Source organism: Vibrio sp. KUL70, assembly GCF_059725515.1.
In genome coordinates this window covers 736,483-753,590 of sequence record NZ_AP045835.1, presented here as the reverse complement: position 1 = coordinate 753,590, position 17,108 = coordinate 736,483, and the positions used below count along the sequence as shown (strand labels likewise).

At 45.8% G+C, this 17,108-nt stretch carries 14 protein-coding genes; 6 read left to right on the top strand and 8 right to left on the bottom strand.

Translation table 11 applies throughout. The features are described from left to right. Window positions 1–176: 176 nt before the first annotated feature. The 3 genes from AC6I7V_RS17420 (at window position 177) to AC6I7V_RS17410 (ending at window position 3,865) form a co-directional block, all read left to right on the top strand. Complete coding sequence (locus AC6I7V_RS17420; protein WP_498011721.1) at window positions 177–1,520, top strand: glutamine synthetase family protein; 1,344 nt, start codon at window positions 177–179, stop codon at window positions 1,518–1,520. Between the two features lie 17 nt (window positions 1,521–1,537). Continuing rightward, the gene (locus AC6I7V_RS17415; RefSeq protein WP_498011720.1) at window positions 1,538–3,013 is read left to right on the top strand and encodes a Na+/H+ antiporter NhaC family protein; all 1,476 of its coding nucleotides are present in this window, start codon (window positions 1,538–1,540) and stop codon (window positions 3,011–3,013) included. 228 nt (window positions 3,014–3,241) lie between these two features. Continuing rightward, window positions 3,242–3,865 (top strand): esterase/lipase family protein, encoded by a 624-nt coding sequence (locus tag AC6I7V_RS17410; RefSeq protein ID WP_261883317.1) that lies wholly within the window; start codon window positions 3,242–3,244, stop codon window positions 3,863–3,865. A gap of 57 nt (window positions 3,866–3,922) precedes the next feature. On the opposite strand, the gene AC6I7V_RS17405 is transcribed toward AC6I7V_RS17410, so the two are convergent. Continuing rightward, the gene (locus AC6I7V_RS17405) at window positions 3,923–4,897 is read right to left on the bottom strand and encodes an arginine deiminase-related protein (protein ID WP_255232252.1); all 975 of its coding nucleotides are present in this window, start codon (window positions 4,895–4,897) and stop codon (window positions 3,923–3,925) included. A gap of 433 nt (window positions 4,898–5,330) precedes the next feature. Between AC6I7V_RS17405 and AC6I7V_RS17400 the strand changes: the two genes are divergently transcribed. Next, complete coding sequence (locus tag AC6I7V_RS17400) at window positions 5,331–7,181, top strand: ABC transporter ATP-binding protein (protein ID WP_255232253.1); 1,851 nt, start codon at window positions 5,331–5,333, stop codon at window positions 7,179–7,181. 206 nt (window positions 7,182–7,387) lie between these two features. Here AC6I7V_RS17400 and AC6I7V_RS17395 read toward each other — a convergent pair whose 3' ends face one another. Together AC6I7V_RS17395 and dmeF are read right to left on the bottom strand one after the other, a co-directional pair. Then, a complete protein-coding gene (locus AC6I7V_RS17395; RefSeq protein ID WP_498011719.1) occupies window positions 7,388–7,804 on the bottom strand; it encodes a MarR family winged helix-turn-helix transcriptional regulator in 417 nt (138 codons plus the stop codon). Between the two features lie 9 nt (window positions 7,805–7,813). Further along, window positions 7,814–8,728, bottom strand: a complete 915-nt coding sequence (gene dmeF, locus AC6I7V_RS17390; protein ID WP_498011718.1) for a CDF family Co(II)/Ni(II) efflux transporter DmeF — start codon at window positions 8,726–8,728, stop codon at window positions 7,814–7,816. Window positions 8,729–8,949: 221 nt separating this feature from the next. Between dmeF and AC6I7V_RS17385 the strand changes: the two genes are divergently transcribed. Next, a complete protein-coding gene (locus tag AC6I7V_RS17385) occupies window positions 8,950–9,657 on the top strand; it encodes a DUF445 domain-containing protein (RefSeq protein WP_498011717.1) in 708 nt (235 codons plus the stop codon). An 84-nt stretch (window positions 9,658–9,741) separates the two neighbouring features. Here the strand turns inward: AC6I7V_RS17385 and AC6I7V_RS17380 are convergent, their stop codons facing one another. Next, window positions 9,742–10,230, bottom strand: a complete 489-nt coding sequence (locus AC6I7V_RS17380) for an Lrp/AsnC family transcriptional regulator (protein ID WP_255232257.1) — start codon at window positions 10,228–10,230, stop codon at window positions 9,742–9,744. Window positions 10,231–10,512: 282 nt separating this feature from the next. Between AC6I7V_RS17380 and AC6I7V_RS17375 the strand changes: the two genes are divergently transcribed. After that, window positions 10,513–10,683, top strand: a complete 171-nt coding sequence (locus AC6I7V_RS17375) for a hypothetical protein (RefSeq protein WP_255232258.1) — start codon at window positions 10,513–10,515, stop codon at window positions 10,681–10,683. A gap of 97 nt (window positions 10,684–10,780) precedes the next feature. Here the strand turns inward: AC6I7V_RS17375 and AC6I7V_RS17370 are convergent, their stop codons facing one another. The 4 genes from AC6I7V_RS17370 to putA form a co-directional block, all read right to left on the bottom strand. Continuing rightward, a complete protein-coding gene (locus AC6I7V_RS17370) occupies window positions 10,781–11,023 on the bottom strand; it encodes a hypothetical protein (protein ID WP_498011716.1) in 243 nt (80 codons plus the stop codon). Between the two features lie 451 nt (window positions 11,024–11,474). Continuing rightward, window positions 11,475–12,965 carry a sodium/proline symporter PutP gene (gene putP, locus AC6I7V_RS17365; RefSeq protein WP_498012362.1) on the bottom strand — a complete coding sequence of 497 codons (1,491 nt, stop codon included), beginning with the start codon at window positions 12,963–12,965 and terminating at the stop codon, window positions 11,475–11,477. Between the two features lie 145 nt (window positions 12,966–13,110). Further along, on the bottom strand, window positions 13,111–13,815 hold the full coding sequence (locus tag AC6I7V_RS17360; protein ID WP_255232259.1) for a 1-pyrroline-5-carboxylate dehydrogenase: 705 nt from the start codon (window positions 13,813–13,815) through the stop codon (window positions 13,111–13,113). A gap of 11 nt (window positions 13,816–13,826) precedes the next feature. Then, the gene (gene putA, locus AC6I7V_RS17355) at window positions 13,827–16,976 is read right to left on the bottom strand and encodes a bifunctional proline dehydrogenase/L-glutamate gamma-semialdehyde dehydrogenase PutA (protein WP_498011715.1); all 3,150 of its coding nucleotides are present in this window, start codon (window positions 16,974–16,976) and stop codon (window positions 13,827–13,829) included. Window positions 16,977–17,108 lie beyond the last annotated feature (132 nt).

The window sequence follows — 17,108 nt, the reverse complement described above, 5'->3', positions numbered from 1 at the left end:
AAATAGTTAACAAAAACATCTTTCAAAAACCTTACAACTGAAAGATAAATCAAAATAAATCATTGTATTTTAAGCAAATAAAGCGAATTACATAGACTTTTGTCTAATGTGCGCAACACAGTTGTTTGTTTTTTGTTTCGTTAAATTTGCTGTACAGAGGCTAGTTGGAGAACTCAATGGAATCGTATCTACAGGAAGTTAAAAATTTTCGACAAACATGGCCCAACATCGAGTTTGTTGACCTCATTTTCACCGATATCAATGCCACACCAAGAGGGAAAAGAATCCCAGTTGAAGCACTAGATAAGTTATCGAAGGGGGTTGCGCTACCACTCTCTACTATTACTCTCGATACTAAAGGCAATGTGGTAGAGAGCGCTGGTTTAGGCGAAGATTTAGGCGAGCCAGACAACATCTGTTTCCCTGTCGCTGGCACACTGATGCCAACGGCGAATGAGGCAGTCGGTCAAGTGTTGTTAAGTATGATGGATGAGACAGCGGAACAACCCAATCCACTATTCATTCGTAATATCGTTGAAGACATGCTCGATAAACTGCACGCTAAAAACCAGTACCCGTGCGTTGCCTTAGAGCTGGAGTTCTACCTCATCGACAAAAAGCGTGGCGAGATGGGTGCTCTACAAACGGCTATTAACCCAACCAAAAAGTCACGTGAGAAAGATACTGAGGTGTACGACCTAGACGGTCTCGATGACTACGCCGACTTCCTCTCCGACCTTAACAAGGTCGCCCAAGAACAGGGATTAAATACCTCTGGCGCACTCTCTGAATCCGCACCGGGGCAGTTTGAGATTAACTTCAACCACTCAAAAGATGTGCTCAACGCATGTGATGAAGTGATCATCGCCAAACGTTTAATTCGCCAGATTGCCCACCAGCACGGTTTTGATGCCACCTTTATGGCTAAGCCGTTTAGCGACCAAGCTGGCAATGGCATGCATATTCACCTTAGCTTGGTGGATGCACTCGGCAACAACCACTTTAGCCAAACCGATGGCGAAGCCAGTGACCTCTTTTATCAAACTATGGCTGCGATGTTAGCTCAAACATCCGACGCCATGGCGTTGATTTGTCCTAACGTAAACTCCTACCGCCGTTTTGTTCCTGGCGCTTACGTACCTACGAAAGCCGATTGGGGAGAAAACCACCGCGGTGTTGCGATGCGCGTGCCCATCAGCGATAGTAAAAATCGCCGAATTGAGCATCGCATAGCAGGAGCTGACGTTAACCCTTATATTCTCGCTGCAGTAGTACTTTCCGCGGTATTAGCGAGTGAAAACTATACCAAAGACCAATGTCCTAAAGCCCTCAGTGATGATGCAATTGACCTACCACTGCGTATGTCAGAAGCACTCGACCAGCTAGAACGCAGTGAGCTGGCTCCGTACATCTCTAAAGACTTTATCGATTTATATATAGCTTGCAAACGGAGTGAACTCGCCGACTTTGAACGCGAAATCACCCCATTAGAAATCGAATGGATGTTGCACTCAGCATAAATAAAGGAAATATACGTATGACTACGCAAACCAAGGCGTTGGACGCGCCGCTGAAGATCAACACTCAACACATTATGGTATCCCTACTGGTAGTGGCGACGTTTGTCTTCTTCACTACAATTGGATTGAACCACCAAGAAGGAGAAGCTTACGGGTGGATGAGCTTGCTTCCAACGGCTCTGGTGTTGGTGTTCGCACTCACGACGCATCGCACCGTAGAAGCACTATTTAGCGGCACAATCGCAGGTGTTTTGCTACTGAACCCAACCGAAGCGGTGGAGTTGCTCGTTGGCATCTCAATGGATGTGATGATGAACGAAACCATTGCATGGATCGTGCTTGTTTGTGGCCTGATGGGCGGCTTAATTGCAATTCTGGAAAAGGGCGGCAGTATCCTAAGCTTCTCTGACATGCTGGTAACTAAGGTTAAGAGTCGTAAGCAATCCATGCTGATGACCTTCTTCCTCGGCATTCTGATCTTCATTGATGACTACCTAAATGCGATTGCTATATCCTCTTCAATGAAGAAGATCACGGATAGCTACAACATTTCTCGTGAAAAACTCTCTTACCTCGTAGATTCGACCGCGGCCCCTATCTGTATTCTGGTACCAATTTCAACGTGGGCAATCTTCTTTAGTTCATTGCTGGAAGCAAATGACGTTGCTGAAGCAGGCCAAGGTATCAAAACTTACATCGAAGCCATTCCTTACATGGCATATGGCTGGGTAACACTAGCAATTGTGCTTCTCGTTGCAATGGAAAAGCTGCCTGACTTGGGTGCAATGAAGGTGGCTGAAGAGCGCGCGAAAAAAGGACAAGTTCGCCCAGATGGCTCAGCAGATATCGACTTTGGCGAGGATACCTCGGCGCACACTAGTCCAACTATGGGCCTAATCAACTTCTTACTACCAATGGTGGTGTTGGTTGCAGCGAGCTGGTACTTCGGTATCGATCTACTCGCTGGTGTGTTTGTCGCAATCATATTTACTATCTGTTTCTACGGTGTGCAGCGTCTTATCTCGATGAACGATATGTTCGAAGCAGTATACGACGGTATCAAAGTAATGTTATTGCCACTGGCAACGGTAATTGGCGGCTTCATGCTAAAATCGGTTAACGATTCTCTAGGCGTGACCCAGTATGTCATCGAAACAGTAAGCCCTTACCTATCCGTGTCTTACTTTCCTGCAATCATCTTCATGATCACCGGAGCGCTCGTATTCGCGACCGCATCTTCATGGGGCACATTCGCAGTCGCAATGCCAATCGTATTACCTCTAGGTGAGCAGCTTGGCGTACCACTGCACCTTACTGTAGCGGCACTTCTATCAGCATCAGCGGCGGGCAGCCACTCTTGTTTCTTCAGTGATTCAACGGTTCTATCAGCACAAGGCTCAGGTTGTACATCAATGCAACACGCAACGACTCAGTTCCCGTACGCACTGATCGGTATCGTCGCAACCGCTCTCTTCTTCCTAGTGATTGGCTAAAAACAAAGTGAGTTAAGTCAAAAAAACAGAGCGAGTTAAGTCAAAAAAATCCGAGTGTTGCGCAGCACTCGGATTTTTTGGACCATGAGTTGTCACTTGAGGCTTGTTTAATTAAAGCCACTGATGGTTCCGCTTTATCATGTACCGTTTTCACTCCGTCGCGATCGATTTGTATTGAGTTTGCTTGGGCAAATAAATACACTGAAGAGAGCATTAATCGGAGGTGAAATGAACAATAAAAACAAACACATAATATTAATTCACGGCCTCTATATGCCTGCACTGATCATGCAGTATCTAGATAGAAACTTTACAAAGCGCGGCTTTCAAACTCATAAGTTTGCCTATAACTCTTTGCGTTTTCCTTCCGCTTCCAAACGATTGAATCGATTTGTCACTGCCCGTTTTGATGAAAATGATGAGGTCTACTTCTTTGGGCACTCACTGGGTGGTTTACTGATTCGTCACTACTTCAAGCATTATCAGCCAAAGTTTGCCGATACCTGCATCATTACCGCAGGAACGCCACACAACGGCGCAACCATCGCCAAAATGTTGTCAAATCATGGACTCGGATTCATTTTTGGCTCCACCAAACACATCCTAAATGACGGGCTAGGAGACTATGATAACGATGTTCCAATTGGCGTTATCACTGGCACTTATGATGCGGGGGTAGGCCGAATTGTACTCGGAAAGAATCAAGGTGATGGCACGGTAACACTGGAGGACGCCAACCTAAAAGGAGCAACCGACACCTGCGCGCTCAACCTTAATCACACCGCACTGGTGTACTCGAAAGAAGTGGTGCAGCGTTCCAGCCACTTCATTGAACATAAGAGTTTTCGTTAGGGACAATCAAGATACAAAAAACCACTTCAACTGAAGTGGTTTTTTGTTCTCTGAAAATTACAAGCGATTCACTCTGGTAGGTAAGAACACCTCACCAAGCATGCAGCGTACTGAGCCACCGCCAATATCTTCAATGGTTTTCACATTGAATGGCAGCAGTTTTCCGTGCGTCGCGAGCTGAGCGCGTTGTGCAGGAGAGAACGCATCAAAAGCCGACTGCGACATCGCAATCACTTTATCGCCATTTACCGTTTCAAGTTGAAGGATGTTGCCGCAGAAACGGTTCATTTGATCAATCGAAATCGAGATCACTTGCTTGTCTTTAGCAAGGGACTTCACAACGAAGCGACGCTCGAACTCCGGAATCACTTCATCACAGATCACACAGAAATTATCACCAATCGCCATCATCACATTGGTATGGTAAATCGGTTGACCTGAAGGCAAAGCTGTCTGGAAAGAAACCACTCGCGAATAACCGATACGCTTTGCGTAATCTTCCAATACTTCTCTATCACAGCGTTGAGAAAGGGCTGCATAGATGGTTTTGTTGATGTGATCGATCACCATTACGCCTGTACTTTCAAGGTAAGCACCCTGCTGTAAATAAGATTCAAGCGTATCCACATGATTGACGATACGACCAGCCGCTTCGAGCGCTTCGATGAGAGCGTTAGGCTTCACTTCATGTTGACGATTTTCACACGCCATTGGGAAAGTATATAAGCTGCCATCGCTAACAGTACTAAACCAGTTATTTGGGAAAACCGCATCCGGTGTTTCAACACCAAGTTCAGGATAATCAAACTCGACTACTTGTACGCCTTCTTTGCGAAGTACCTTCACCATTTCCTTAAACTCAGTCATGGTTTGCGATTTTACTTCTTCTTGAGTCAAGTTAACGCGCTGCTGAAATTCATTGTCACGCGCGGTCTCTTCGTTAAAACGAAACTCTTTAGGTGGCACCATCACTACACAGTTTGCATTTTGTACATTGGTTGTCTGCAGTGATTTTTCATGTAGGTTTAACATCTCAACTGTCCCTATCTGGAATTTACCCGCCAATTGTAAACAGGTTGTTACGAGAAAAATCACTGAATTATTGATAATTTCATTACCTAACCTCAATAATTCCTGCGAAATAGCCGATCTTCCCTAGTTTTTACTGCGCAACTCTCAACACAAACATCTGTCCATTTACCGTACTATATTCATACATCAATATTACGCTAAGTGTCAGTTTTGGTTACAATTTAACCCAATTAGCGTTAGGATAACCCTGTTGCATAACACGTTGATCCCGCGGCAGTCAGTCAACGTCTCTTATCACATCAACCCTAACTCATTAAAAAATAACTGTGATTTCGCTTTGTGCGTTGCCATAGACTTGTTTTACTCGTGACCTAAAATCACCACAATAATTACAACTTTGCACACAGATGCTGAGGTTGACTAAGGGAAACCTATGTATAAGAAATTTGAAGGCTTTACCCAAGCCTTTCCAAAAGACGAACCCATACAGCCCCCAAGTGGCATATTGGCTTTTTGTCGACATTACACACGTGGCTTTGAAAAGCCGTTACTGCTTCTTGGCTTAATGAGCATGACTATTGCAATCATCGAGGTTGCGTTATTTGGTTATATGGGTCAGCTCGTGGATTGGTTATCGACCAGTGACAAAGAGACCTTCCTTGCTGATAACCAATCAACCTTGATTGGTTTAGGGGTTCTGTTGTTGGTCATCATGCCAGTCATGATCGCGGTATATTCTCTCTTGCTTCATCAAACTTTGCTGGGCAACTACCCGATGTCGATTCGTTGGCTTGCTCACCGCTACCTTCTTAAGCAGAGCCTCTCTTTCTATCAAGATGACTTTGCTGGACGTGTCGCAACTAAGGTGATGCAAACATCTTTGGCCGTTCGCGAAACCGTGACCAAGATGGTCGATGTATTCGTCTATGTGACGGTCTACTTTACGGCAATGCTGTTCATGTTGGCCGAATCCGATTGGCGCTTAATGGCTCCTATGCTTATCTGGCTATTCGTCTACGTCGGTATTCAGCTGCATTTTGTACCTAAGCTAAAAGATGTCTCTTCTGAACAAGCCGATGCGCGTTCACTGATGACTGGTCGCATTGTCGACAGCTACACCAATATCTCCACAGTTAAACTGTTTTCACACAGCAAGCGTGAAACGGAATATGCAGAAGAGGGAATGGAAGGCTTCCTCGACACGGTTTACCGTCAAATGCGTTTAGTGACAGGCTTTAACGTATGGGTTGAGTTTGCTAACTACCTTCTGGTTTTCAGTATTGCTGGTATCTCTATTTATCTATGGTTAGAAGACGCGATCACCGTTGGTGCAATCGCTATTGCGGTCAGTTTAGCACTGCGTATCAATGGTATGTCTAAGTGGATCATGTGGGAAATCGGTGGTCTATTTGAAAACTTGGGCACCGTCATCGATGGCATAAAAACGCTAGCAAAGCCAATTGCTATTGAAGACAAACCGAATGCAGAACCACTGCAAGTACCACAAGGTGGCATCCACTTTGATAACGTGAGTTTCAACTATGGTGAAAATAAAGGGGTCATTAATAATCTTAATCTCAATATCAAGCCAGGTGAAAAGGTGGGGCTAGTAGGACGCTCCGGTGCGGGTAAATCAACACTGGTCAACTTGCTGCTTCGCTTCCATGACGTTGAAAAAGGTCAAATTTTGATTGATGGGCAAGGGATCACTGACGTCACACAAGACTCGCTGCGCAGCAACATAGGTATGGTGACGCAAGACACCTCACTGCTACACCGCTCTATCAAAGACAACATCCTTTACGGTCGCCCTGAAGCAACCGACGAAGAGTTATATGCAGCCACTAAGCAGGCTCACGCACATGAGTTTATCGAAACCCTCACCGACCCGTTCGGCAACTTAGGTTACGACGCTCAAGTGGGTGAACGAGGTGTGAAACTGTCAGGGGGTCAGCGTCAACGTATCGCAATCTCTCGTGTCCTACTAAAGAATGCACCGCTATTGGTACTGGATGAAGCGACATCTGCACTCGACTCTGAGGTTGAAGCTGCAATCCAAGAGAGCTTGATTGAACTGATGGAAGGTAAAACGGTAATTGCAATAGCGCACCGCTTGTCGACTATCGCAGCAATGGATCGCTTGATCGTACTCGACCAAGGCAACATCGTTGAAGAAGGCACACATCAAGAGCTCATCGCACAAGATGGCATCTATGCTCAACTGTGGAATCATCAAACGGGTGGCTTCATCGGAGATGATTTGGAACTGACGCCCAATGCCTAATTTGTATGCAGTTTTAAATATGCGGGACGATTCACACTAATTTGTTAGATAGTCGTAAATTGAACGTGGCAGAATGTTATGTCGTAATTATATAATATGACTAACAGACAAAGACGCTTCGCTTGCGCGTTCTGGAATAAGGCTAGACTTCGGGGGGAGGCTAGCCTTTTTTATCGGCTAGCTTTTACTAACTGGATTTTTATTGACTAAAACTTGCGATTCATTTTCTCTAAGCATACCGTCAGAATCTGAGTCTCTTTGGAAGAGATGCCACTGGTTAAGTCATTCACAAGGTCGAGGTGCAACTGGTTGTGCTGGGTATGAATCGCTTGCCCTGCTGGCGTTAAGTCAACCACGATGGCGCGTCTGTCTGTAGGATGCTCGCAGCGCTTCACTAACTCCGCTTTGACCAACTTTTCAATCTGAACCGTCAGCGTTCCTGTCGTGATTCCAAGTTTTTCAGAGAGCTCTTTCATACGCAGAGCACCATGAACACCCAGTACTTCGATAGTGTGTACCTGAGCTAATGAATAGCCCGTCTCTTTCACAACCGATTGCTCCCAAGAAGACATCTTGTCGTAAAATTCGGTAATAAGCTGGCTTAGGTGTTCAAGGTTTTGCATGACAAATGACTAATTTAATTCCAGAGTAAGATGATTAATCTTATCAAACTTCTCCAGTCGTTGCCTAAAGTCATTCACACTCAAATCACCATCAGATTGCAGCGCAATCGCTGCCGAATAGTGATGACCACTGATTCTCCATATATGCAGATCGATCACCTCAGCATCTGGGGCAAGCTCCTCAATAATCTGCCGGCGATAGTTTAAGTCAATGCTCTCATCAAGCAGGATCGGACTCGTCTGTTTAAGTAGGTTCATTGTCCACTTTAAGATGACGGCAGCACCGACCATACCCATAACTGCATCTAACCAATTCCAGCCGTAGAATTTGCCAAATAACAACGCGACGATCGCCAACAATGAGGTGAGCGCATCGGCCAACACATGCATGTAAGCCGCTCTTAAGTTGTGATCATGATGATGGTGGCTGTGGTCATGGTCGTGATGGTCGTGATGGTCGTGATGGTCGTGATGGTCGTGATGATGATCGCCCAATAGGAACATGCTCGCCACATTCACAGCCAAACCAATGCAAGCCACGACTATCGCTTCATTGAACTGAATAGACTGAGGATTCAGCAGGCGGTGCACCGATTCGGTAAACATCAACAAGGCAACAATACCCAACGCAATGGCACTAGTATAACCACCTAATACGCTCACTTTTCCCGTACCAAATGAAAATCGGTCACTGTTTTCATGCTTCTTCGCATAACGATAAGCAAACAGCGTGATACAAAATGCGGCAGCGTGAGTCCCCATATGCCAACCATCGGCCAACAGTGCCATGGAGCCATATACTGTCCCTGCCCCAATCTCCACCACCATAGTGACTACGGTTAATAACAAGACATAAAAAGTCCTTCTTTCACCCGCTTGGTTACGCGCAGAAAAGTGGTGTGAATGCTTAACTTGAGGATTCATTATTATTCCATTTTAATTTGACTATCAAAATACTTGCCTATCAATGTAGTTTGACTATCAAACAAAGTCAACGATCAAGATATAATCCACAGTAAGATATAATCCATAGCAAGCTAAATTCCAGGATTAACCTAAATCGATGAACAAGCTCGCCGCTTTCTATTTGTTTCTTGCCTAATTTTTTTTAAAATGCGCGCAAGACTTAATTCTAGAGAAAAACTATGAACAAGAGTGTTATCACTAACGCGGTGGCTTTAGCTCTGCTGGCTGCGGGTTACTTCACCGCTAGCCAATACTTACTTTACGCTGGCCTATTCGCATTTTCTGGCGCGATTACCAACTGGCTTGCCATTCACATGCTGTTTGAAAAAGTACCGGGATTGTATGGCTCTGGTGTGATTCCAGCTCGTTTTGAACAGTTTAAAGCGGCAATCAAGCAGTTGATGATGGAGCAGTTCTTTACCGAAAGTAACATAGACCGCTTCTTAAGCAGTGAAATGGCAAGCGGCCAATCACTGAACTTAGAACCAGTGATCAAGAAGATTGACCTTAACCCTGCGTTCGATTCCTTAGTCGAAGTGATCGCCAACTCTCAATTTGGTGGAATGCTCGCCATGCTTGGCGGCACAGAAGCACTTCAACCGCTGAAAGAGCCATTTGTCGAGAAGATGCAGGCTTCCATCATTGAGATTGGCCAAAGTGACACTGTGAAAAATGCCCTCAAAGACCAGTTTGAGTCTCCGGCAATGATGGACGAAATCAAAGAGAACATCGAAGCGATCATCGATCAGCGCTTGAGCGAACTGACACCTAAACTAGTAAAAGAGATGGTGCAGAAAATGATCAAAGAGCACCTTGGCTGGCTTGTCGTATGGGGTGGTGTTTTTGGTGGCGTCATCGGCGTTATCTCGGCAGCTATTACTCTCTAAACAATAAAACGTCTGCTTTAAAACGTAAAATGGAAGCCATATAGCTTCCATTTTTTACATTTCAAAATCAGGACGAACAAAGAACTAGCTCAAGGTAGAGAGTAACTCAGGGTTCACGCCAAAGCCCTTTTTATGCTCTTCGATAACCACTTCACTTCTCGTCTGTATGACGCCCGGTAGCGTACCAAGCTTCGTCGACATAAACGACTGATACGCCTTCATATCTTTAACTCGTACTTTGATCATGGTGTCGAAATCCCCAGAGAGCGAATAGCACTCTTCAATTTCAGGCATCATCTCTACGGCCTGTGCAAACTTATCGAAAATCGAAAAGCTGGTTTGGTCCAAACGGATATGAATGAACACCTGCACATCAAGTCCAAGTTTCTCTGAACATAACTCGGCATGATAACCAGTAATGTAGCCCTCTTTCTCGAGACGCTTTAAACGATCCGAACATGGAGAAGTGGTGAGGTTTACCTGCTTAGCCAGTTCAACAACTGGCAGTCGACCCTTCATGTGCAAGATTCGTAGTATCTCTTTGTCAATACGATCCAATTGGTGTTGAGGCATAACATCTCTATAAACAGTCTCAATATAGGGTGAGTATATTCCATGCTTGACCAAAACCTGCAGAGCACGGCTCACAGAATTTAAAAACAGCTCCGCAACACTGCATTCACAGCAAAGATGTAAAGATAATCGAATATACTAGTGAATTATAAATTCAAATTCAGACCGTTAATATAGCGTTATAAAATTGACCTATTTAACAAATAAGTTGAGCTATAGAGAAAAGTATCTTTGGGAGGCAATGTGAATAATAGATTGCACTAAGAGAAAGGATGGCTCTATATGGAAACACAAGAAATCGAATACAAACCTTACGGCATTGGCTTATGGGTCCGCGCGACCGTATCTAAAGAGGTCGCGCAAGCACTCGCATACGAATATTCTAGCTATGGCTGGGAAGTAAAGTTAGACGGCTTTCTCGTTGCACCACAGAGCCTCAAGCAAGCCACTTAAACACATCAACCTCCCTCGTGGAGGTTTTTATCACTAAGATCAACACTCTATCCGTCTTTAGCGAGATGTAATCCAGTCAAAGAGTTGCAGTAAAAGACTAAGCTAACCCGACTTGCGGAGCGACACTTTCGCTCTCTTTCTTAGGAAACTCTTCTGCTCGGCTGTTGCACGTTCTGCAAAAGTGTTGAACTTCCATATCATAGTACTGAGTGCCACTGAACAGTTTTGAGGTAAGCAATAACATGCGACCCGATAAGGTTTCCGGTGCGATCTCACAACGCTTCATGATCGACTTGTGGTGAGTGGTTTTCTTACATGTTTTGCAATATAGATCTGGCATACCTTTATCCTATCCGGCTTGTCCTCATTACTGACAATTGACACATCATGTCCAATTCAGTTCAAACATTCACCGTATGATTTACAAAAATGAGCGCCAAGTTCAAAAAAACACCATAACGGTAAACGGTTTTTTGAAGCAAGGCGGGCTTAGTCTTGACTCAATCCGATGAAAAACTCCATCACAAAGCAGCGATAATTTACAATGTAAACTTGCTCAGAAAGTCATCGCAAAGACAATTCTAATTCTTCATTCTGTTAGTTTGAGGCATCGACCAAGCATTTGGCCTCAAAGCTATGGAGAAATACACTGCGCCAAAAGGTGAGAAGCTAGGCACATGCTTACAAACTTGCCGCTTAGTCAACAAGATTGCGGTGTGACAAAAATGTTCAGACATAAAAAAAGAGCCACCGAAGTGACTCTTTGTTTCAATAGATTGGCGTATGAAAAATTAGTCTAGCTCAACTAATTGCTTTTCAAATTTCTCGTGTTGCTTCTTAACAGACTCTTCTGGTTCACCAGTAATTAGGCTCACAACGACGATAGAGGTTACTGAGAAGATGATGCCCGGTACGATTTCGTACACATCGAACCAACCACCTGTGAGCTGCTTCCACATTACGATAGTCACACCACCCACAACGATACCCGCTAGAGCGCCGTTACGGTTCATACGAGACCAGTACAGGCTAAGCACGATAGCTGGACCAAATGCAGCACCAAAGCCTGCCCATGCGTAAGAGACAAGACCAAGTACAGAGCTGTCTGGTGTCATCGCTAGGAACAGTGCGATAAGTGAGATAATCACAACCGCAAAACGACCGACACGTACGATATCTTCAGATGTCGCGTCTTTCTTCAGTATTTGCTTGTACAAATCTTCTGCCATTGCAGACGAAGATACAAGAAGCTGTGAATCCGCAGTACTCATAATTGCCGCTAGGATAGCTGCTAGTAGAATACCTGCGATAACAGGGTGGAACATTGCGTTCACAAGAAGCATGAAGATCTTCTCGCCATCATCCAATTTAGGTGCGCCAGAGTTGGTGACGTACACTAGACCAACTAGACCAACTAACATCGCACCAGCCATAGACAGTGCAGTCCATACCACTGCGATACGACGCGCTGTACCTAAGTCTTTGTTAGTACGTGTTGCTTTGAAACGCGCTAGGATGTGTGGCTGACCGAAGTAACCTAGGCCCCATGCAGCAAGAGAGATGATTGCAATCGCTGAAAGAGGCTCACCTTTCGCATCATTCCATAGCGTTAGCAGCTCTGGGTTGATGTTGTGTAGGTCGCTAGACAGTTGACCAAGACCACCGTTCATCGCTGCGATAGGCACGATAAGTAGCGCTGCAGACATCAATAGGCCCTGAACAAGGTCAGTCCAAGATACCGCAAGGAAGCCCCCAAATAGCGTGTAAGATACAACACATACAGTGCCGATGATCACCGCAGTTGTGTAGTCTAAACCAAATACGGTTTCAAACAGCTTACCGCCCGCTACCAAGCCTGAGCTCGTGTAGAAAAGGAAGAAAAGAAGAATGAAGAAAGCAGAAATTGTTTGGATCAGCTTAGACGTATCATTGAAACGACGAGATAGGAACTCAGGCAGAGTCAATGCATCTGTTGTAATGCTGTAAGTACGTAGACGCTTAGCACTGATTAACCAGTTAGCCCAAGTACCCACTAGTAGGCCACCAGCCAACCAGAAAGCTTCGAAACCTGCTGCATACGCGTAGCCAGGCAAACCTAATAGTAGCCAACCACTCATATCCGACGCACCAGCAGACAGTGCTGCAGGCCAAGGGCCTAGTGCACGACCACCAAGAAAGTAGTCAGTTGAGTTAGATGTACGTTTGTAAGCAATAACCCCGATTGCTAGCATCATAATTAGATACGCAATGAACGTTGACGTTATTGCAAAACTGTTTTCTATCATTTGATAGTCCTCATTTAGAAAAATCCTTCCATGCCTAGCCAATAAAACTTAGCCAACACAATGTTGGCCAAGTTTAGTCAGATAGGGTTCCTGATATCACGGCGCAACCAAAGCTGCCTCCACTTATCAGTAATATTGAAGGTTAGTGGGCTTCACTCCCAAGCTCGAGCAAGGTCGCATTACCACCCACGGCTGTTATATTTATGGTTCGTGTACGCTCTGTAATAAAGCGCAACGATAGGTGTGGATCGTGAGCAACATGCATTGCTGTTAGATCCGTTTCAGACACTAAACCGACGATTGCGCCGTCTCGCTTAGCAAGTTGTAAATTAATCGCTTGTTCAGTTTGTGGATTGCCCACATACGCCACACTTCGAACATCACAAGAAAGCAGCTGTTGAGACGCATCGAATGATGTCGTTTGAACAAGGTTTGATGGCAGATTTGCTTGTTTTGCCGCATCCGCAATCAGAGTATTGAACTGAGTGTCGTCACTACACACAATCACGCTGTTACCCGCAATCAGCGCAGCCGTCAGCATTGCCGTTGCGGTTTGCAGTTTTGGTAGTGAATCTTGAGCATCATCGACGATAACCAAAGCCACACCACGACCCGCAGCGTATAACTCATTAGTTTCGCCCGTAGGCCCAACGAGCAAATGCTCTTCTGCTAACAGAGAAGAAGCCTGCTCGATGTGATAACCCGCAACCACCGCAAGTGGCGCTGATTGACTCTCGATCTCAGATTTTAATGCCAGAATTTGAGCACTCTTGTGATCAAAATCGGTTAGGTTCCACTGTTCCCACGCTTGAAATGCATCGGAAAAACCTGTCACTTGATGAACCATGATATCGCTCCTTATGCCTGCGCTTGAGAAAAGTGAACATCGGTAAAGCGGTATAGGTAGTGTGGTCCACCCGCTTTCGGCCCTGTTCCTGATAAACCTTGACCCCCGAATGGTTGAACACCTACCACCGCACCCACTTGGTCGCGGTTGATGTAGCAGTTACCCACGCGAACGTGTTTTTCAATCCAACGGTAAGTGGTTTCGTTACGGCTATGAATGCCCATAGTCAGCCCGAAGCCTGTTTGGTTTATCTGTTCAACCACCTGCGCCAACTCGCTCGCCTTGTAACGAACAATGTGCAGCACAGGGCCAAACTGCTCTTCAGTTAGGCAGCTAATATCGTTGATCTCAAAAGCGCTTGGTGGCACGAAATCACCATGATCGCACGCATCACTTAGAGTTAACTGAGCAACACGCTTCTGCGTTTTGGTCATGTTCTCAAGGTGAGCCATTAGTTTCTGTTTCGCATTGCTGTCGATAACAGGGCCAACGTCAGTCTTGTGCAGGTGTGGGATACCGACACTCAACTCGTTCATCGCACCTTGGATAAGAGCAATAACGCGATCAGCAATGTCTTGCTGGATGTAAAGCACACGCAGTGCAGAACAACGCTGACCTGCAGACGCGAACGCTGAACGAATAACGTCACGCACTACCTGCTCTGGAAGCGCCGTACTGTCGACGATCATCGCGTTCTGACCACCCGTTTCCGCGATAAACGGCACAGGTTTCGCTGTACGACTTGCCAATGACACGTTGATACGCTGAGCGGTTGGTGTAGAGCCTGTAAACGCCACACCTGCAATCGCATCGTGGCTAGTGAGTGCGCTACCGATTTCTGCACCGCGCCCCGGTAGAAGCTGAATTGTGCCTGCCGGGAAGCCAGCTTGTTGCATCAACTCAACTGCGCGAGCAGCGATTAAGCTGGTTTGCTCTGCCGGTTTTGCAACCACAGTGTTACCGGCAACCAATGCCGCTGTGATTTGACCAAGGAAGATCGCCAGTGGGAAGTTCCAAGGGCTGATACATACAAACACACCACGACCTTGGCGAGATGCCAAACGAACTTGGCCATCAAAGCCTTTCAGTTCAAATTCTTGTAGGTTGTCGGCCTGTTTCGCGTAGTAACGACAGAAATCGACCGCTTCACGCACTTCATCAATGCTATCGTGAATTGTCTTACCCGCTTCTTGATGACAGATTGCTACTAGCTCAGCAAGGTTCTCTTCCATCAAGTCAGCTAACTTCTCAAGCGCCGCTGCTTTAACTTCAACAGAAGTCGCATTCCAACCGGCAAACGCCGCATCTGCGCCGCTGATCGCTTCGGAAACATGATCAAGGTTTGCGAAAGCCACCTGACCAACATTGATACGACGATCGTAAGGTGCTGTTACTTGCTCAACATTCTGATCAGCCTTGATCATGCTTTCAGCAAGAGCTTCACCGTTGATGATCGGGCCAGCCGTCCACTGTTTATCCAAGAAGCCTTTTACTTGCTCTTCAAAACTGTGCGCTTCACTTTCGATATCAATGTTGACGCCGTAAGAGTTTTTACGCTCTGGGAACACAGATGGTGGCAGTGGAATCTTAGTATTGTTCAGCGTATCGAACGCTAGAAGCATATCCACTGGGTGTTGCGTTAATTCTGCCACAGGGCAGCGTGCATCCACCAAGCGGTGTACAAACGAGCTGTTCGCTCCATTTTCTAGCAGACGACGAACTAGGTATGGAAGTAGATCCTTGTGGCTACCCACTGGCGCGTAGATACGCACTGACTGCTGGTAAGCCTCCATCGCGTGGTTGTATAGAGAATCACCCATACCGTGCAGGCGTTGGAATTCAAAATCTTTGTGGTCTGCCATTACAGCAATAGCAGACACAGTGTGCGCGTTGTGGCTCGCAAACTGCGGGAAGATGTTGCCACGAACACTTGGGCTCAGTAGGTAACGTGCACAGGCTAGGTAAGCAACATCGGTTGCTTCTTTGCGTGTGTAAACTGGGTAGTTATCAAAGCCAGCTTGTTGCGACCATTTGATTTCGCTATCCCAGTACGCGCCTTTTACCAAACGCAGTGGGATCAGATCACCCTGCTCTTTTGCTAAGCGGTTCAGCCATACCAATACCGGCAGGGCACGCTTAGAGTACGCTTGAATAACCAGACCAAATTTACCCCAGCCTTTCACAAGTTCACTGCGGTAAAGCTTCTCAAACAGTTTTAGAGAAAGCTCTAGACGATCCGCCTCTTCTGCATCAATGGTAATTGCAACATCAAGCTCGATTGCGCGGCGCAGTAACTGCTCTAGCGTGTCGCAAAGCTCAGTCAGTACACGCTCTTCATTCGCTACTTCGTAACGTGGGTGCAGCGCAGAAAGCTTGATAGAGACTGATGGCGCAGGGCTAGATTTTGATGAAACATTCGATTTTGGAGAAACATAAGTGTCTCGACCTACAGCTTCAATCGCCATTAGGTAATCTTTGAAGTACTTGTTTGCGTCTGCAGTCGTCAGTGCCGCTTCACCTAACATGTCGTATGAATAGGTAAAGCCTTTGTCACGCATAGGTTTGCCGTTCTTCTGTGCCTCAGCAATGCTGCGACCCAGTACAAACTGATGACCCATTACTTTCATCGCTTGGTGCATCGCTTTACGAATCACCGGCTCAGAAAGTTTGTTGACTAGACGGTTTACCGCCTGAGTTGGGCTCTGCTCATTTGATGAAAGACCCACAACCTTACCCGTTAGCATTAGACCCCAAGTGGATGCATTTACAAACACAGAGTCAGAGTTCTTCAGGTGAGATTTCCAGTCAGCAACGCTGAGCTTGTCACGAATCAATGCATCAGCAGTTGCAGCATCAGGGATACGCATCAGAGCTTCAGCAAGACACATCAACAAAATACCTTCTTGCGTATCTAGGCTGTATTCAAGCAGCAGTGCATCGATCATTTGAATCGACGTTTTGTCTGCTCGAATCGTTTCGATAAGCGAGGTTGTCTTGTCCGTAATTTGTTGCTTTTCAGACTCAGAAGGCGTAGCTAGCGGCAGAAGTTGCTCTAGCCATTGGGTTTCATCCACCATATATAATGGTGAGATAAGCGACCATAGCTCACTAAGCGGTTGCTCGTTGAACTCTGGTTTTAACACATCAGTAGCTGTAAACATGCGTTTTCCTTAATCTCACACCCGAACAAAAAGACGTCCGAGATTTCTACAATGGCTGCAGTGTATTGAGAGTATATAAGGAATACTTGTCAAAAACTCCGAGTTTTTTGCTAAAAACTCGCTTTATTAACA